Origin of the sequence: Paraburkholderia panacisoli, from assembly GCF_008369935.1 — a bacterium.
Classification (GTDB): Bacteria; Pseudomonadota; Gammaproteobacteria; order Burkholderiales; family Burkholderiaceae; genus Paraburkholderia; species Paraburkholderia panacisoli.
Map to the genome: position 1 here is coordinate 22,752 of NZ_VTUZ01000031.1, position 16,915 is coordinate 39,666.

General features: G+C 65.4%; 15 protein-coding genes. 7 read left to right on the plus strand and 8 right to left on the minus strand.

Going from position 1 to position 16,915, the window contains the following annotated elements:
• The first annotated feature begins 41 nt into the window (after positions 1–41).
• Genes FVF58_RS34005 through FVF58_RS34015 form a run of 3 tightly spaced genes read left to right on the plus strand, consistent with a single transcriptional unit; the run spans position 42 to position 3,961 of the window.
• Positions 42–1,472: a sodium:proton antiporter gene (locus FVF58_RS34005; protein WP_149674123.1), complete on the plus strand. Its 1,431-nt coding sequence runs from the start codon at positions 42–44 to the stop codon at positions 1,470–1,472.
• Between the two features lie 54 nt (positions 1,473–1,526).
• The gene (locus tag FVF58_RS34010) at positions 1,527–2,516 is read left to right on the plus strand and encodes a 2-hydroxyacid dehydrogenase (RefSeq protein ID WP_149674124.1); all 990 of its coding nucleotides are present in this window, start codon (positions 1,527–1,529) and stop codon (positions 2,514–2,516) included.
• The gene (locus FVF58_RS34015) at positions 2,513–3,961 is read left to right on the plus strand and encodes a DNA recombination protein RmuC (protein WP_149674125.1); all 1,449 of its coding nucleotides are present in this window, start codon (positions 2,513–2,515) and stop codon (positions 3,959–3,961) included. The genes FVF58_RS34010 and FVF58_RS34015 overlap by 4 nt, the downstream gene beginning before the upstream one ends.
• Before the next feature lie 45 nt (positions 3,962–4,006).
• Here the strand turns inward: FVF58_RS34015 and FVF58_RS34020 are convergent, their stop codons facing one another.
• The 6 genes from FVF58_RS34020 to FVF58_RS34045 form a co-directional block, all read right to left on the minus strand.
• The gene (locus tag FVF58_RS34020; protein ID WP_149674126.1) at positions 4,007–4,507 is read right to left on the minus strand and encodes a GNAT family N-acetyltransferase; all 501 of its coding nucleotides are present in this window, start codon (positions 4,505–4,507) and stop codon (positions 4,007–4,009) included.
• Positions 4,507–4,782 (minus strand): hypothetical protein, encoded by a 276-nt coding sequence (locus FVF58_RS34025; RefSeq protein ID WP_074764961.1) that lies wholly within the window; start codon positions 4,780–4,782, stop codon positions 4,507–4,509. The genes FVF58_RS34020 and FVF58_RS34025 overlap by 1 nt, the downstream gene beginning before the upstream one ends.
• A 68-nt stretch (positions 4,783–4,850) precedes the next feature.
• Complete coding sequence (moeA, locus tag FVF58_RS34030; RefSeq protein ID WP_149674127.1) at positions 4,851–6,152, minus strand: molybdopterin molybdotransferase MoeA; 1,302 nt, start codon at positions 6,150–6,152, stop codon at positions 4,851–4,853.
• A 60-nt stretch (positions 6,153–6,212) separates the two neighbouring features.
• A complete protein-coding gene (mobA, locus tag FVF58_RS34035) occupies positions 6,213–6,839 on the minus strand; it encodes a molybdenum cofactor guanylyltransferase MobA (RefSeq protein WP_149674128.1) in 627 nt (208 codons plus the stop codon).
• Positions 6,840–6,850: 11 nt separating this feature from the next.
• Positions 6,851–7,960 (minus strand): GTP 3',8-cyclase MoaA, encoded by a 1,110-nt coding sequence (gene moaA, locus FVF58_RS34040; protein WP_149674129.1) that lies wholly within the window; start codon positions 7,958–7,960, stop codon positions 6,851–6,853.
• 195 nt (positions 7,961–8,155) lie between these two features.
• Positions 8,156–11,458: an Rne/Rng family ribonuclease gene (locus FVF58_RS34045; protein WP_149674130.1), complete on the minus strand. Its 3,303-nt coding sequence runs from the start codon at positions 11,456–11,458 to the stop codon at positions 8,156–8,158.
• A 733-nt stretch (positions 11,459–12,191) separates the two neighbouring features.
• Between FVF58_RS34045 and FVF58_RS34050 the strand changes: the two genes are divergently transcribed.
• The 4 genes from FVF58_RS34050 to FVF58_RS34065 are packed head-to-tail and all read left to right on the plus strand — an operon-like array spanning position 12,192 to position 15,303.
• Entirely contained in the window at positions 12,192–13,217 is a 1,026-nt protein-coding gene (locus tag FVF58_RS34050) for an RluA family pseudouridine synthase (protein WP_149674131.1), read from the plus strand.
• Positions 13,210–13,869, plus strand: a complete 660-nt coding sequence (locus FVF58_RS34055; protein WP_149674132.1) for an HAD-IA family hydrolase — start codon at positions 13,210–13,212, stop codon at positions 13,867–13,869. The genes FVF58_RS34050 and FVF58_RS34055 overlap by 8 nt, the downstream gene beginning before the upstream one ends.
• The gene (locus FVF58_RS34060) at positions 13,866–14,270 is read left to right on the plus strand and encodes a Rieske (2Fe-2S) protein (RefSeq protein ID WP_149674133.1); all 405 of its coding nucleotides are present in this window, start codon (positions 13,866–13,868) and stop codon (positions 14,268–14,270) included. The genes FVF58_RS34055 and FVF58_RS34060 overlap by 4 nt, the downstream gene beginning before the upstream one ends.
• Before the next feature lie 28 nt (positions 14,271–14,298).
• A complete protein-coding gene (locus FVF58_RS34065; protein WP_149674134.1) occupies positions 14,299–15,303 on the plus strand; it encodes a S49 family peptidase in 1,005 nt (334 codons plus the stop codon).
• A gap of 92 nt (positions 15,304–15,395) precedes the next feature.
• On the opposite strand, the gene FVF58_RS34070 is transcribed toward FVF58_RS34065, so the two are convergent.
• Both FVF58_RS34070 and FVF58_RS34075 read right to left on the minus strand, forming a co-directional pair.
• Positions 15,396–16,115, minus strand: a complete 720-nt coding sequence (locus FVF58_RS34070) for an SAM-dependent methyltransferase (RefSeq protein WP_149674135.1) — start codon at positions 16,113–16,115, stop codon at positions 15,396–15,398.
• Positions 16,112–16,723 (minus strand): Maf-like protein, encoded by a 612-nt coding sequence (locus FVF58_RS34075; protein ID WP_149674136.1) that lies wholly within the window; start codon positions 16,721–16,723, stop codon positions 16,112–16,114. The genes FVF58_RS34070 and FVF58_RS34075 overlap by 4 nt, the downstream gene beginning before the upstream one ends.
• Positions 16,724–16,915 lie beyond the last annotated feature (192 nt).

Consider the following 16,915-nt stretch of genomic DNA (forward strand, 5'->3'; position numbering starts at 1 on the left):
GTGGCCGCTCGCAATACTCGCAATAAAAGGAATTCAAGAATATGAAAGGGCATGCCGTGTGGGCGAGGATGTCGCTCGCCGCCGCACTGACGCTGGTTGCGTGGTCTCAACCGGTGTCTGCCGCGACGCTCGACGGCGCGAGCCTGTCGGCGCTGTGGGGCCTGCCATTCGCCGGCGTGCTGCTGTCGATTGCGGTATTTCCGCTGGTCGCGCCCGCGTTCTGGCATCACCATTTCGGCAAGATCGCGGCCGCGTGGGCGCTCGCGTTTCTCGTGCCGTTCGCGCTCAGCTTCGGTGTGCACGAGGCTTTCGGCGAGCTGGTGCATGCCATGCTTGCCGAGTACGTTCCGTTCATCCTCCTGCTGACGACGCTTTACACGGTCGCGGGCGGCATCTGCGTGCGCGGCAATCTGCACGGCACACCGCGCGTGAATACCGCGATCCTCGCGCTCGGCACGCTGCTGGCGAGCGTGATGGGCACGACCGGCGCGGCGATGCTGTTGATCCGTCCGCTGCTGCGCGCCAACGACAATCGCCGGCACGCGGTCCATGTGGTCGTGTTCTTCATTTTTCTCGTGGCGAACGTGGGCGGTTCGCTGTCGCCATTGGGCGACCCGCCGCTCTTTCTCGGCTTCCTCGAGGGCGTCAGCTTTTTCTGGACCACGGTGCACCTCGCGCTGCCGATGCTGTTCGTCAGCGCCGTGCTGCTGGCCGGTTTCTATGCGCTCGATTCGTACTACTTTCATCAGCGTGAAGAGGAGCGCTCGCGCTTTCTCGATCCGACGCCCGAGGGCGCGCCGCGCGGCATCGACGGCAAGATCAATTTTCTGCTGCTCGCCGCGGTGATCGCGCTCGTGCTGATGAGCGGGCTATGGCGGCCGGGGGTGTCGTTCGACGTGTTCGGTACCCAGGTGGCGTTGCAGAATGCGGTACGCGATGTCGCGCTGATCGCCGTCACGCTGCTGTCGCTCGCGCTGACGCCGCGCGCGGCGCGCGCGGGCAACGACTTCAACTGGGCGCCGATCGAGGAAGTGGCGAAACTGTTCGCCGGGATCTTCGTGACGATCGCGCCGGTCATCATGATGCTGCGCGCCGGCGAGGCCGGTGCGTTCGCGGGCGTCGTCCATCTGGTCAACGATCCTGCCGGCCAGCCGCGCGACATCATGTACTTCTGGGCGACTGGCCTGCTATCTTCGTTTCTCGACAACGCGCCGACCTATCTCGTGTTCTTCAACCTGGCCGGCGGCGACGCGCAGACGTTGATGACCACCGGCGCGACCACGCTCGCCGCGATTTCGGCCGGCGCGGTGTTCATGGGCGCGAACACGTATATCGGCAACGCGCCGAACTTCATGGTGAAAGCGATCGCACAGTCGCGCGGCGTTCGCATGCCGAGTTTTTTCGCTTTTATGGGCTGGTCCGGCGCGGTGCTGCTGCCGCTCTTCGCGCTCACCGGCTGGCTGTTTTTCTGACGCTGATTTCGACGCCGAGGCATTTCCGCTCGACGCGCCATACGGAGAATTGCAATGCAGAAAATCCTCGTCGCCCGTTCGATCTTTCCCGATGTGATTGAACGGCTCAAACAGTATTTCGACGTCGACAGTAACCAGGGCGACGTGCTGGCCGCCGACGAACTGAAGCGCCGTCTCGCGGATAAGGACGGCGCGCTGACCGCGGGCGAGCCGATCGACGCGAGCGTTCTGGCCGCGGCGCCGCGTCTGCGCGTGGTGTCGAACATGGCGGTGGGCTACAACAACTTCGACATGGCCGCGTTCAACGCCGCGAACGTGCTTGGCACCAACACGCCGGACGTGCTCAACGAGTCGACCGCCGACTTCGGCTGGGCGTTGATGATGGCCGCGGCGCGGCGTATCGCCGAATCGGAGCACTGGCTGCGCGCGGGCAAATGGCAGAAGTGGAGCTACGACGGCTTTCTCGGCAACGATCTGTACGGCTCCACGCTCGGCGTGATCGGCATGGGCCGGATCGGCCAGGCGCTGGCGCGTCGCGCGAAGGGCTTCAACATGCAGGTGCTCTATCACAACCGCTCGCGCGTGGCGCCGGAGATCGAGGCCGAGCTGAACGCGGAATATGTATCGAAGCAGGACCTGTTGCGCCGCGCCGATCATGTCGTGCTGGTCGTGCCGTACTCGAAGGAAAGCCATCACACGATCGGTGCGGCCGAACTCGCGCTGATGAAACCGACCGCTACGCTCACCAACATCGCACGTGGCGGCATCGTCGACGACGCGGCGCTGGTCGAAGCCCTGCGCTCGAAGCAGATCGCGGCGGCCGGTCTGGACGTGTACGAAGGCGAGCCGCATCTGAATCCGGGTCTGCTGAGTGTGCCGAACGTCGTGCTGACGCCGCATATCGCGAGCGCGACCGAAGCCACGCGCCGCGCGATGGCGAACCTCGCCGCGGACAACCTGATCGCCGCGCTGGGCGAAGGGCCGCGCGCCGGCCAGGCGCCGAATCCGATCAACCCGGATGTGATCGGCAAGGCGCGTTCATGATGATGATTCTGGTGGCGGCCGTCGCGGTGCTGGCGGTCGCATGGGTCATCGCGGTGGCGCTGCTGCTGCGCGTTCAGGGCCGCGCGGACGACCACGAACAGTTCGAACTGCTCAACGAACGTCTCGATGTTGCCGCGGACACGCAAGCGCACGCGTACGAGCGTCTCGAACGGCAACTGCGCAACGATATCGCCGAGACGGCGCGGGTGTCGCGCACCGAGCAGAGCAGCGGCTTCGCGCACTTTCAACAGACGCTCGCCGCGCAGTTCAGCAGCATGACCACGGTGCAGAGCGGCAAGATCGACGGTTTCGCGCAGCAGCTCGACGCGGTGCGTCACAGCCTGCAGGCGCAAGCCCAGCAGGCCCGCGACGAACAGGGCCGCACGCTCAAGCAGTTCGGCGACACGCTGAGCCTGCAACTGGGACACCTCACCGAGGCGAACGACCGGCGCTTCGCCGAAGTGCGCGCGACCATCGAACAGCGGCTGAAGGATATCGAGGCGAACAACTCGGCCAAGCTCGAGGAAATGCGCCGCACGGTCGACGAAAAGCTGCACGCCACGCTCGAACAGCGCCTGGGCGAATCGTTCAAGCAGGTGTCCGACCGGCTCGAACAGGTGCATCGCGGGCTGGGCGAGATGCAGACGCTGGCGGCCGGCGTGGGCGATCTGAAGAAGGTGCTCACCAACGTCAAGACACGTGGCACGTGGGGCGAAGTGCAACTGGAAGCGTTGCTCGAACAGTTGCTCACCGCCGATCAATACGCGAAAAACGTCGCGACGGTACCCAAGAGCGCGGAGCGGGTCGAGTTCGCGATCCGCTTGCCGGGACGCGCGGAGCAGGGCGCCGCGGCGGCGCCCGTCTGGCTGCCGATCGACGCCAAATTCCCGCGCGAAGACTACGAGCGTCTGATCGAAGCGCAGGAGCGCGCCGATCCGGTCGCGGTGGAAGAGGCGTCACGCGCGCTCGAAGCGCGGATTCGCGCGGAGGCGCGTGCGATCGCCGAGAAGTATGTGGCGCCGCCGCACACCACCGACTTCGCGCTGCTGTTCCTGCCGACCGAAGGCCTGTATGCGGAAGTGCTGCGCCGGCCTGGACTCACGGATCTGCTGCAGCGCGACTATCGCGTGACGATTGCGGGTCCGACCACCCTGACCGCGTTGCTCAATAGTTTGCAGATGGGCTTCCGCACGCTCGCGATCGAAAAGCGGTCGAGCGAGGTGTGGCAGGTGCTCGGCGCGGTGAAAACGGAGTTCGGCAAATTCGGCGACGTGCTGGCGAAGACCAGGGCGCAGCTGGAAACCGTCACGCGTTCGATCGAAGCGGCGGAAACACGCACCCGCGTGATGAGCCGCAAGCTGCGTGACGTCGAGGCGTTGCCGGGAGAGGAGGCGAGCGGCCTGCTCGGCGATGCGCTGTCGAGTGTGGACCCCGAGGAGCAATAAGGCTGCAACGAGGCTGAGCGTCGAGCGGGCGGCCCGGCGCGAAGCTTAGACGCCGTCGGCTCTAACCGCGCCCGCGGCCAACTGTTGAAGCGCATCGCCTGTCACCCGCACCACGCGCCAGTCCGGCAACACGGTCGCTCCCATCTTCTGATAGAAGTCGATCGCGGGCTGGTTCCAGTTCAGCACCGTCCACTCGAAACGCGCGCATTGCCGCTCCACCGCCAGGGCCGCAAGGCGCCGCAGCAACGCGGTGCCGAGGCCGCTGCCGCGTTGCGAGGGTTGCACGTACACGTCTTCCAGATACAGCCCGCGCCTGCCGGCGAAACTCGAATAATTATGGAAGAACAGGGCATAGCCGACGATGCGTCCGGCGTGTTGCGCGACCAGCGCTTCAATCGACGGCCGCGCGCCGAATAGCGCGTCGAAGAGACCCTCTTCGGTCGCGACAAAGACGTGCGTGAGGCTTTCGAATTGCGCCAGTTCGTACGTCAGCGCGAAGATGGCGCCGGTGTCCGCGGGCGCGGCGGCGCGGATCGTCGCGGGCATTACGCCTCTTCCGGCGCGTCGGTCAGATGAATTTCAATGCCGCCGAAGCGCGATGCAACCCAGTTGTACGCGTGACAGGCGATCCACAGCAGCACGAAGCCGAGGATCGCATTCAGCAACAGCGCGCTGAACACCGTGCTCAATTCCACCGAGCCGTAGCGAATGAACGCGACCAGCACGCCCAGCAGCACGATCGGCACCGAGAACGTCAGATACACGAGGATGAGCGCTTTGGCCGTCTGTCCAGGTGCAATGAACGAGATCTGTTTTTTCATGTAGGTCCAACCCGTGTGTCGTTGTGGTAATGAATGGGTAAAGCTGCAAACGGCCGCTCGCGCAAGCGTTATACGAGGCCGTCGAATAGCATGATCGCGACGCGTTCTCCCTCGGCAATCGCGCCTTCGTCGTGTCCGAGCACGATGAAGCAATTGGCTTCGCTCATCGAACTCAGCACGCCGGAGCTTTGCGAGCCGGTCGGCGTGACGCGCCAGTATCCGTGCGCGTCCTGCTCCGCGATGCCGCGCTGGAACTCGGTCCGGCCGGCGCGTTTGCGGATGGCCTGGCGGCTTTTCGCGTGAATCGTCGGCAGCGGGCGCGGCGTCGCGCCGGACATCAGCAACAGCACTTCCCGCACGATCTGATAGAACGCCACCATCACGGCGACCGGATTGCCCGGCAACCCGAAGAATAGCGCCGGCTGCCCGACGCCCGGCCGCGCGCCTGACCAGATCCGGCCAAACGCGAGCGGCCGGCCTGGCCGCATCGCCAGACTCCAGAACGCGACGTCGCCGAAGGTCTGCAGCAGTTGCCTCGTGAAATCAGCCTCGCCGACCGACACGCCGCCCGAGGTCAGCACCACGTCGGCGCTCGCCGCGGCGCTGCGCAACGCGGCGTCCAGCGCGGCGGGCTCGTCGCGCACCACGCCGAGATCGAGGGCGTCGACGTTCAGGCGCCGCAGCATCGCAAACAGCGTGTAGCGGTTGCTGTCGTAGACGGAGCCCGCATCGAGCGGCTCGCCAAGCGAGCGTAATTCGTCGCCGGTCGAGAAGAACGCGACGCGCAGGCGCCGCCGTACATTCACTTCGCCGATCCCGAGCGACGCCAGCAACCCGAGGTCCGATGCCTGCACGACGCGGCCGGCCCGTAGCGCGGCATGGCCGCGGGCGAGATCTTCGCCGGCGAGGCGGCGATTGGCGCCGGGCGAGACGGCGTCGGCCGCGAAACGGATCGTCGTCGCATCCGCGCTGCGCTCGACCAGTTCCTGCGGCACGACCGTGTCGCAGTCTGCGGGCATGCAGGCACCGGTCATTACGCGCACGCATTGGTTCGCCTCGACGCGGCCCGCGAACGGATGCCCGGCCAGCGCCTTGCCGACGATGGTCAGATCGATGGCGGATGCTTCCGTTGCCAGCGCCGCGCGCTTGAACGCGTAGCCGTCCATCGCGGAATTGTCATGCGAAGGAACGTTGATCGGCGACATGATATCGGCGGCGAGCACGCGGTCGAGCGCGTCGCGCAACGCCACGCGTTCGACGGCCGTGACCGGTGCGGCCCACTGGCGAACAATGGCCTGGGCAGCCGGAACGGGTAGCGCGTGAGGATCGTATTGCGCGACGCAGCGGGAAAATTCGTTAAGCGTGGTCATGAAGGGCTGGGCGTCGCGACCGGAGAAGGGCGCGGCTGTTGCCGTGCGGTCGGGCGGAGATCAACCGGGGCCTCGATCACCTTCGAGGTCGGCGAGTTCTTGTAACGAGTTGGCATTGTAAAACGCGCGCTCGTCGGTAAAGACGACTTCCACCGTCCTGTGGCGTGCGTACCACGCGCGGACTTTGCGCTCGCCGGCGTCCAGAAACTCCGAGAGGTCGTCCGCGAGTCCGGTGCGCAGCAGCGCGAAGACAGGGTGGAGGGACGTGTTGCCGTCGGCGTCGACGGTCGTGGCGGTGGCGATGTCGGCCTGGTTCGCGTTTAGCGCGTGCGCGAGGCGCGCGGCGAGATCGGCGGGCAGCCAGGGTGAGTCGCAGGGCGCGCTCAGCAGATAGGGGGTCGCGCTCGCGCGGAGCCCGGCGAGCAAGCCCGCCAGCGGTCCCGGGAAGCCGGGCAGCGTATCGGCCACGATCGCCGCGCCGAATGGCGCGCCGAGGGCGGCATAGGTGTCGGGATGGCGATTGGCGCTGATTACCAGCGCGCCGGCTTGCGGCGCCAGGCGCCTCAGCACATGGGCGGCCAGCGGCTCGCCGTGCAGTGTCTGCAGGCCCTTGTCGACCCCGCCCATGCGCATGCCGCGACCGCCCGCCAGCAGCAGGCCGGTGATCTGTTCGCGCGTGATTTGCATGCGTCGGCCGCTCAGCCGCCGATGTACGACATTTCGACGCGGCGGCCAGCGTGCTCGCGAGAGTCGGCCGGATAGCTGCCGCGCAGTTGTGAATAGCGGTCGCTGCGGCCCTGCCAGATTTCCGCGATGGCGGTGGCGATCTCGGCGTCGCTCGCGCCGCCGCGCAGTAACGCGCGCAGGTCGTGACCGGACGATGCGAACAGGCACAGGTACAGCTTGCCTTCGGTCGACAGCCGCGCGCGCGTGCAACTGCCGCAAAACGCGCGCGTGACGCTCGAAATCACGCCGATCTCGCCGCTACCGTCCACGTAACCCCAGCGCTGCGCGGTCTCGGCGGCGCTGTGCGCTTCGAGCGGCACGAGTGGGAACTGCTCGGCGATGCGCGTCACCACGTCGGCCGACGGCAATACTTCGGCCATGTTCCAGCCGTTCGATGTGCCGACGTCCATGTATTCGATAAAGCGCAGCACCGTGCCCGAGCCTTTGAAGTGGCGCGCCATCGGCAGGATTTCGCCGTCGTTGGTACCGCGCTTGACGACCATGTTGACCTTGAGCGGCGCTAGCCCCACCGCGTGCGCCGCGGCGATACCGTCCAGCACGTCGGCGACCGCGAAGTCGGCGTCGTTCATGCGGCGAAACAGCGTGTCGTCGAGCGCATCGAGACTGACGGTGACGCGGGTCAGTCCGGCGTCTTTCAGGCTCCGCGCCTTGCGTTCCAGCAGCGAGCCGTTGGTGGTCAGCGTCAGGTCGACTGGGCGGCCCGCCGGGGTGGTCAGTTGCGCGAGCCCTTCGATCAGGAATTCCAGATTTTTGCGCAGTAGCGGCTCGCCACCCGTCAGACGAATCTTTTCCACACCATGTGCGACGCTAAGTCGCGCCAGCCGTTCGATTTCCTCGAAGCTCAACAACGCGCTGTGCGGCAGAAATGCGTAGTCCTTGTCGAACACCGCGCGCGGCATGCAGTAGACACACCGGAAATTGCAGCGGTCCGTTACCGAAATGCGCAGGTCCCGCAGCGGACGCGACAACGCGTCGTGCAGCACGCCACGGGGCGTCTGCACAGGGCCGGCAATGACCGGCGCCGCGCTGAGATCGGCAACTGGGATGATGCGTCGGGACATGGCGTGCTTCTTCGGGTGCTTGAGTGGACGGCTAGATACTCATTCTATCGGAAATGCTTTTGACGACAGCTGGGAGCCGGGCCTCGTCGGGTATACAGGGAGCGGCATGTCACAGCGCGTCCGGCCTGCCGGTTGCACCCATAAAAGCAAAAAGCCCGCCGGGTAGGGCGGGCTTTTTGAGTGGGGCGGGCTAGCTTACTGCGGGTGCTTCCCCGTTTCCACTTGTTGCATCGGCGCGCTGTCGAGCGGTGGCAACGGCTTGCGCTCACGCACCACGCGGGTCGGCTTGGCGGTCTGCGCAGCGGCTTCCTGCGCGGCACGCCATTTTGCGGTGTCGGTGTTCACCCACACGAGACCGGCCTGTTCCAGCACCGGCTTTAGGGCTTCCGCCGACACGGCGCCGCGCGGCGCCTGCGCTGCTGCAACGACTGGTGCCGGTTCGATCGCAACGTGCTGCGCCGCAGCTTCGGCCTGGACCGGCGGCGCTTCGACGATCTCGGCTTGCGGCGCCGGCGTGGCCGCCGGTGCTTCGATCATCGCCGCCGGAGCCGCGGTCTCGATCGAAGCCGGAGCGGCCGGCGCTTCGACTGCCGGCGCTTCGCCATGCGCCGGTGCCGGAGCTTCGGCACGGGCGACCGGTTCGACCGGCGAAACCGTCTCGCTGGAGGCCGGAGCGGCTTTTGCCGCCGGCGCTTCCGCAACCGGCTCAACCGCTGCCGGCTCGACCGCAACCGGCTCGACCGCGACCGGCTCGATCGCAACCGGCTCAACTGCCGCCGGCTCAACCGCAACCGGCGTGACCGGCGCTTGCTCAACCGGGACCGTCGCTTCCGTCTTCGCAGCCATCTCGGCGGCGAGAGCCGGCGTTTCGGTTGCCGCGTGCAGTTCCGTCACGACGGCGGTTTCGGTCGCGACAGCCGCGACTACCACTTCCACCGGCGTCACTTCCTTCGCTTCGCTGACTTCCGCCTTGTGCTCGACCGGCTGTTGAGCCGTGCGCACCGGTGCGTCGTCGCTGACGCTGAGGTTGTCACCTTCGGCTTCCGCGACGTCCGCTGCGAGGTTGCCGTTCACGTCCTCTTCGCGCTCACGACGGCCACCGCGACGGCCGCGACGGCGGCGACGGCGCTCTTCGCCGTCACGCGCGACCGCTTCCTGATCGATCGGCGCGCCGTTTTCGCCCAGCGCGGCCTGGCTGCGCACCAGTTCGTCCACCGGTTGCGCTTCGGCTTGCGTGCTCAGTGCATCCGTGGTTTCCGCTTGCGGCTTGCGACGTTCGCCGCGCTCAGCACGCTCGCCACGTTCACGGCGCTCGCCGCGTTCCTGGCGTTCGCCACGCTCGGCGCGCGCTGCGCCTTCCACCGTTTCAGCGCGCTCAGCACCGCGACTATCGCGATCACGGTTTTCGCGACCCTCGCGAGCTTCACGCGGCTCGCGTGCTTCGCGCGGTTCACGGCCTTCGCGGGCCTCACGCGGCTCACGCGCTTCACGATTGCCACGCGGCTCGCGAGCCTCGCGGCCTTCGCGTGCTTCACGCACGTCACGGCCTTCACGCGGTTCGCGTTCTTCCCGACGCGGCGACGGCTGCTGGCCTTGAGCCTGACGGCCGCCGGCCGTGCCTTCGCCGCGGCCCGCCGTGCCGCCACGGCGATTGCGGTTGCGATCGCCGCCGCGTTCGCCGGTGCGCTCGCCGCGCTCCGTGCGTTCGCCGCGTTGCGCACGCGCCTGCTTCTCGGTTGCGGCCGGTGCGACAGGCGCCGGCGCAGCCGGCTGCATGCCGAACAGGTTTTTCAGCCAGCCGATGAAACCGCCGCTCGCCGGCGTCACAGCGACCGGAGCCGGGGCCGCCGCCGGGCGAACCGGTGCGCTCGGCGCCGGCTTTTCAGGCGTGATGCCCTTGACCGCCGCTTCCTGCTTCGGCTTGACTTCCTCGATGCGCTTGCTGTAACCGGTTTCCGATTCCAGTTCACGGGCCGCTTCTTCGGCCATCTTCCACGACGCGCGCGGGTCGTCGAGGCGCGCGTCGTCGTGACGCAGGCGCTCGAGCTTGTAATGCGGCGTATCGAGGTGCTTGTTCGGAATCAGGACGACATTGACCTTGAAGCGCGATTCGATCTTGTTGATTTCGGCGCGCTTTTCGTTCAGCAGGAAGGCGGTCACCTCGACCGGCACCTGGCAATGGATTGCCGCAGTGTTTTCCTTCATCGCTTCTTCCTGAATGATCCGCAGCACTTGCAGCGCGGACGATTCGGTATCGCGGATGTGGCCCGTGCCGTTACAGCGCGGGCAGGTCACGTGGCTGCCTTCCGACAGGGCTGGGCGCAGACGCTGACGCGACAGCTCCATCAGGCCGAAGCGCGAGATCTTGCCCATCTGGACGCGCGCGCGGTCGTGCTTGAGCGCATCTTTCAGGCGCTGCTCGACTTCGCGCTGGCTCTTGGCCGACTCCATGTCGATGAAGTCGATCACGATCAGACCGCCCAGGTCGCGCAGGCGCAACTGGCGGGCGACTTCGTCGGCGGCTTCGAGGTTGGTGCGCGCGGCTGTTTCCTCGATGTCCGCGCCCTTGGTGGCGCGCGCCGAGTTCACGTCGATCGCGACCAGTGCTTCGGTGTGGTCGATCACGATCGCCCCGCCCGACGGCAGCGGCACCGTGCGCGAGTACGCCGTTTCGATCTGGTGTTCGATCTGGAAGCGCGAGAAGAGCGGCACGTCGTCGTGATACCGCTTCACCTTGCTGACATTGTCCGGCATCACGATGTCCATGAAGGCGCGGGCCTGGTCATGGATTTCGGTGGTGTCGATCAGGATTTCGCCGATGTCCGGCTGGAAATAATCGCGAATCGCGCGGATCACGAGGCTCGATTCGAGATAGATCAGCATCGGCTGGCCGCTCGAACCGCTTTGCGACGCGGCTTCGATCGCGCGCCACAGCTGCATCAGGTAGTTCAGGTCCCACTGCAGTTCTTCGGCGCTGCGACCGATGCCGGCCGTGCGCGCGATGATGCTCATGCCTTCCGGCAATTGCAGTTGCGCCATGGTTTCGCGCAGTTCCTGACGGTCGTCGCCTTCGATCCGGCGCGACACGCCGCCGCCGCGCGGGTTGTTCGGCATCAGAACGAGATACCGGCCGGCGAGCGAGATGAACGTGGTGAGGGCCGCGCCCTTGTTGCCGCGCTCTTCCTTTTCGACCTGAACGATCAGTTCCTGGCCTTCCTTCAGCGCGTCCTGAATGCGCGCGGAGCGCATGTCGACGCCGTCGCGGAAATACTGACGGGCGACTTCCTTGAACGGCAGGAAGCCGTGGCGGTCTTCGCCGTAGTTGACGAAACAGGCTTCGAGCGAAGGCTCGATGCGGGTGATGATGCCTTTGTAAATATTGCCTTTGCGCTGTTCGCGGCCGGCGGTTTCGATGTCGATATCGATGAGTTTTTGCCCATCGACGATGGCGACGCGCAGTTCTTCCTGCTGCGTCGCATTGAACAACATTCGTTTCATTGAACGACTCCAGAGCGGCTTAGCCTGCCCTCCAGCAGCGCGGTTGTCAGTCGCGAGAGCGAAGAGGGCAGCGGCATGCCGCGCCTTATTGTGTTTTCACAAGCACGCTGGAGCGGGAAAGATGGCGGGAGAATTGCCTGAGAGGGCCCGGCCCCATTAAAAAATGGGCGCGGTGCCGCAGGGCACATGCGAACACGGCTTCAAATAACGACCCGACACGCCGCGGGTTCTGCCGGCAGACCTTCATAAGCCTTTGTCCCTCTCGCCGGTGCGCCAACTGGGCGCGTGACCGGAAGGTCGAAGGCTGCGGGTCTTGCCGCAGCGGGAAGTTCGCGCAGGCGGCGCGTCTTTTCCTGCTGGGGGTGTCTCGCCTCATTTTGACGTCGCCATGTCTTGTACTTTCTACAAGACGCCTCGGGCGCACGCCGTATTTTCGCAACCCGCAGCTTCGTACAGCAGGGCGTCAGACCGCCCGATTTCGAAGCTGAAGGTTAAATTCTTTTTTACCAAAATTCCGTTACCGTCGAAGCCGACCTTGACCGAACGCGCCTGTGGGCGCCGTCCCTGCCGGGTACTGACTTCGTGCGTGCAACTCGTTGCATCTCAAATTGAGGGTGAGCAACCAGACCCCGGCGCAAGTAAAATAACCGTTTATCGCTTGCACCTGCGCAATCCGCCCGAATTCCGGTCACTGCGCCGGCCGCCGCAGACTGCTGGGCAAATTATATTCAGAATGAAAGAGTTAGGCAAAATATCCCAGAAATCGGTCGCAAGCGACCAGGTCTCCGTCATCGAGATCGACGACAGCGCGGCCGGACAGCGCATCGACAACTTCCTGTTGCGCGTCTGTAAAGGCGTGCCCAAGAGCCATATTTATCGCATCCTGCGCAGCGGCGAGGTGCGCGTCAATAAGGGCCGGATAGATGCGCAGTACCGGCTCGAACTCGGCGATCTGGTGCGCGTGCCGCCCATCCGCGTCGCGCAACCGAACGAGGCGACCGCGCACGCGAGCGTGCCGAGCGCCAATTTCCACATCATTTTCGAAGACGATCACCTGCTCGTCATCGACAAGCCGGCCGGCGTCGCGGTCCATGGCGGCAGCGGCGTCGCGTTCGGCGTGATCGAGCAGATGCGCGAAGCGCGGCCGCAGGCCAAATTCCTCGAACTGGTGCATCGGCTGGATCGCGAAACCTCCGGCATCCTGATGCTCGCCAAGAAGCGTGCGGCGCTCGTCAATCTGCACGAGCAGATCCGCGAGAACAAAATGGACAAGCGCTACTATGCGTGCGTGCATGGCGAGTGGGCGAGCGACTGGGGACGCCGCCGCGCGGTCAAGGCGCCGCTGCACAAGTACCTGACCGCGGACGGCGAGCGCCGCGTGCGCGTGCAGGACGACGGTCTGGCATCGCATACCGTTTTCAATCTGATCGACAGCTGGTCCGACTATGCGCTGCTGGAGGCGGAGTTGAAGACCGGCCGCACGCATCAGATTCGCGTCCATTTGCAGCATCTGGACCTGCCGATCGTCGGCGACGCCAAATACGGCGATTTCGCGCTGAACAAGGCACTGGCGCGCGCCAACGCGAAGCCGGGTCTGAAGCGCATGTTCCTGCACGCATACCGGCTGAAGCTCACGCATCCGGCCACTGGCGCGCCGCTGCAGTTCGAGGCGCCCATGCCATCCGAGTGCCGCAGCTTCATCGCGCAGCTCAACGAACTACGAAATGGGTCCAACCCGGAGACGACACTGCATGGCTAGAGAGCAATTTGACCTGATCGTTTTCGACTGGGACGGCACGCTGATGGATTCGACCGCGCACATCACGCGCAGCATCCAGGCGGCCTGCCGTGATCTCGGCCTGCCGGTGCCCGCCGACGAGGCCGCGAGCTACGTGATCGGTCTGGGGCTGCGCGAAGCGCTGCAGATTGCCGCGCCCACGCTCGACCCGGTCGACTACCCGCGACTCTCCGAGCGTTACCGCTTCCATTATCTGGTGAAGGATCAGACCACCGAGCTGTTCGCCGGCGTGCGCGAGATGCTGCAGGATTTGCGCGATCAGGGCTACCTGCTCGCGGTGGCGACGGGCAAGAGCCGCGTCGGGTTGAACCGCGCGCTCGACCAGTCGCGCCTGATGAGCCTGTTCGACGGCACGCGCTGCGCCGACGAGACGTTCTCGAAGCCGCATCCCGCGATGCTTCACGAGCTGACGCGCGAACTGGGGCAGGATCCGGTGCGCACGGTGATGGTCGGCGATACCACGCACGATCTGCAGATGGCGATCAACGCGGGTGTCGCGGGGATCGGCGTGACTTATGGTGCGCATCCGGCGGGCGCGCTGAGCGCGCTATCGCCGAAATTCGTCGCTTCCAGCGTGAGCGCGCTATCCGGCTGGCTGCGAGAGAACGCATGAGCGCGGACCCGGCGGCAACGGCGGCGCAAGCCGTGCGCATTTGCGCTGCGGACGACCTGGTGGACGGCGGCGCGGGCGTACGCCGCGCCGCGCGGCTTGGCGGCGGCGATGCGGTGGTGTTTTTCGTTCGCTACGAGGGCCGTGCCTACGGTTATCTGAACCGATGCGCGCACGTGCCGATGGAGCTCGACTGGGCCGAAGGGCAGTTCTTCGAATCGTCCGGTTTATACTTGATGTGCGCTACACATGGCGCGATTTACGCGCCTGATACCGGCAAATGTGTCGGTGGTCCGTGCCGCGGCGGCAGATTGCGTCCCGTCCAGGTCGAGGAGCGGGACACGCCGGAGGGCCGCGCCGTGTTCTGGCTGCCTGACGGCGAACTGCATCCGGCCACGCTCTGATTTCTCCCTTCATCTTTCCACAGCCCGCATGTCCGACAATTTGACTCCCGAGCCGAAGGACCCCTCCCTGACCGGCCGCGCCCGCACGTCCGCCGATGAACCCGGTTGGGAGCGGGCGGCGCTCGAACGCATCGCGCTTGCGGCGATCGCCGAACAGCGCACGGCGCGGCGCTGGAAGATTTTCTTCCGCTTTCTTTTTCTGATCGTGCTGTTGCTGCTCGTATGGGGCGCCATCACTTTCTCCGGCGACCGGGTGACCGTCACCGGCCGTCACACGGCGATGGTGACACTTGACGGGGAAATCTCTGCCGATACCAATGCGAACGCCGAAGATATCAGCGCTGCATTGGATAGCGCGTTCGACGACTCCGGCACTGCCGGCGTGATCCTGCGCTGCAACAGCCCGGGCGGCAGTCCTGTGCAGGCGGGCATCATTTACAACGAAATCCGGCGTTTGCGGACCAAATATCCGTCAATTCCGCTGTATGTCGTGATCGGCGACATGTGCGCATCGGGTGGCTACTACGCCGCTGCAGCGGCGGACAAGATCTACGTGGACAAGGCGAGCATCGTCGGTTCGATCGGCGTGCTGATGGATAGCTTCGGTTTTACCGGTCTGATGGATAAACTGGGGATTCAGCGCCGGCTGCATACATCGGGTGAGAACAAGGGTTTTTTCGATCCGTTCTCGCCGGAAACGCCGAAAATGGACGAACATGCACAGCACATGCTGGATCAGATCCACGCGCAGTTCATCGACGCAGTGCGTCAGGGCCGCGGCAAGCGTCTGCATGAAACGCCCGATATGTTCTCCGGGCTTTTTTGGACCGGCCAGAAAAGCGTCGAGCTAGGCCTCGCCGACGGCTTCGGCGACACGAATTATGTCGCCCGTGAGCTGTTCAAGGCGCCAGATATCGTCGATTACACGGTGAAAGAGAGCATTACGGATCGCGTCGCGCGCAAATTCGGCGCGGCGGTAGGCAGCGGCGCCGTTCACGCGATGGCGCTGGGCGGGAAATACAATCTGCGTTGATCGGCTCTATGTAGTAGTAAAAAGCCCCGCGTAATCGTCATGGATTGCGCGGGGCTTTTTTCGCGGCCCCTATCTACCAAGCGGGCCTGCCGTCAAACCGCCAGCATGAGGAAGATGGCGGGCCGCTTGTGCAGGTCAATCGCGGGCTTCTTCTTCCAGTCGGCCACGCTGTGGCTGGCGATGGTTTCGGTCTCCAGCGTCAGGTCGACTGCCACGCACACGAGCGTGGACAGCGCGCACGTCGCCAGCAAGGTATCGAGCAATGGACGGTTCCGGTAGGGCGTCTCGATGAAAATCTGTGTTTGCTTGCCCTTGCGTGACTGCTGTTCCAGGTCGCGCAGACGCTTGGCGCGTTCGGCGGCGTCGACCGGCAGGTAGCCGTGAAACGCGAAGCTTTGCCCGTTCAGCCCCGAAGCCATCAAGGCCAGCAGAATCGAACTCGGGCCGACGAACGGCACGACCTTCACGCCGCGCTCGTGCGCGCGGCGCACCAGCAACGCGCCGGGGTCCGCGACCGCCGGACAGCCCGCCTCGGAAACAAGTCCAGCGTCGGTGCCTGCGAGCAGCGGCGCGAGCAGCTTGTCGATTTCGCCCGCCGGCGTGTTGACGTTCAGTTCCCGGATCTCGATTTCCTGGATCGGCCGCTGGGTGCCGACTTTCTTCAGGAATGCGCGCGTGGTTTTGGCGTTTTCGCCGATGTAATAGTGCAGCGATGCCGCGCGCGCCCGCACTGGGGCGGGCAGGACGGCGTCGAGCGCGGCGGCGTCGCCTTCGCCGAGCGTGTTCGGAATCAGGTAGAGCGTGCCGCTCATGATGCCCCCAGAAGTGGATAACCGGCCGCCAGCAACATGCGCGACAGTGCGATCAACGGCAGGCCGACAAGGGCGGTGGGATCGTCGGAATGGATGGCTTCGAGCAGCGCGATGCCGAGGCCTTCGGATTTGGCGCTGCCCGCGACGTCGTAGGGCGTTTCGGCTCGCAGATAGGCTTGGAGCGCGGCGTCCGGCAAGTGGCGGAACTGCACGCGGGTCACGACGTCGACGGTTTGCGCCGCGCCCGAGCTGGTATCGAACAGACACAGCGCGCTATGGAACAGCACTTCGCGGCCGCGCATCGCCTGCAATTGCGCCAGCGCGTTTGCGTGCGAGCCCGGTTTGCCGACCTGCAGGCCATCGTAAGTGGCCACCTGGTCGGAGCCGATCACCAGTGCGGCGTCGTCGAGTGAGCTCGCGACCGCGCGCGCTTTGGCTTCGGCAAGTCGCAAAGCGGTGACTTCGGGTGTTTCGCCGGCGAGCGGCGTCTCATCGATCGCTGGCACGACGACGTCGAACGGCACGCGCAGGCGTTCGAGCAACTCGCGCCGATACGGCGAACTCGACGCCAGAATGAGGCGTGGCGGGCGTTTGGGGGAATCTGGCATGATCAACCAACGGCTAGGGAGGCGGGGCGTACGGGGCTGCGCGGAGCTCGCGCGCGTACGGGCTTAAGTGTTTGACTCGAAAAGACAAAACGGATATGATTTCGGGCTTTTCATCGGTATGCCTTGCGCTAGGCGGGTCTTTGGTGTGTTCGATTGAGCACGCCGCTGAGGGCTCCGCGAACTGTCTTGCAC

Coding starts and splice junctions, on each gene's coding strand:
- FVF58_RS34005 (WP_149674123.1), top strand. CDS start 42: ATGAAAGGGCATGCCGTGTGGGCGAGGATGTCGCTCGCCGCCGCACTG.
- FVF58_RS34010 (WP_149674124.1), top strand. CDS start 1,527: ATGCAGAAAATCCTCGTCGCCCGTTCGATCTTTCCCGATGTGATTGAA.
- FVF58_RS34015 (WP_149674125.1), top strand. CDS start 2,513: ATGATGATGATTCTGGTGGCGGCCGTCGCGGTGCTGGCGGTCGCATGG.
- FVF58_RS34020 (WP_149674126.1), bottom strand. CDS start 4,507: ATGCCCGCGACGATCCGCGCCGCCGCGCCCGCGGACACCGGCGCCATC.
- FVF58_RS34025 (WP_074764961.1), bottom strand. CDS start 4,782: ATGAAAAAACAGATCTCGTTCATTGCACCTGGACAGACGGCCAAAGCG.
- moeA (WP_149674127.1), bottom strand. CDS start 6,152: ATGACCACGCTTAACGAATTTTCCCGCTGCGTCGCGCAATACGATCCT.
- mobA (WP_149674128.1), bottom strand. CDS start 6,839: ATGCAAATCACGCGCGAACAGATCACCGGCCTGCTGCTGGCGGGCGGT.
- moaA (WP_149674129.1), bottom strand. CDS start 7,960: ATGTCCCGACGCATCATCCCAGTTGCCGATCTCAGCGCGGCGCCGGTC.
- FVF58_RS34045 (WP_149674130.1), bottom strand. CDS start 11,458: ATGAAACGAATGTTGTTCAATGCGACGCAGCAGGAAGAACTGCGCGTC.
- FVF58_RS34050 (WP_149674131.1), top strand. CDS start 12,192: ATGAAAGAGTTAGGCAAAATATCCCAGAAATCGGTCGCAAGCGACCAG.
- FVF58_RS34055 (WP_149674132.1), top strand. CDS start 13,210: ATGGCTAGAGAGCAATTTGACCTGATCGTTTTCGACTGGGACGGCACG.
- FVF58_RS34060 (WP_149674133.1), top strand. CDS start 13,866: ATGAGCGCGGACCCGGCGGCAACGGCGGCGCAAGCCGTGCGCATTTGC.
- FVF58_RS34065 (WP_149674134.1), top strand. CDS start 14,299: ATGTCCGACAATTTGACTCCCGAGCCGAAGGACCCCTCCCTGACCGGC.
- FVF58_RS34070 (WP_149674135.1), bottom strand. CDS start 16,115: ATGAGCGGCACGCTCTACCTGATTCCGAACACGCTCGGCGAAGGCGAC.
- FVF58_RS34075 (WP_149674136.1), bottom strand. CDS start 16,723: ATGCCAGATTCCCCCAAACGCCCGCCACGCCTCATTCTGGCGTCGAGT.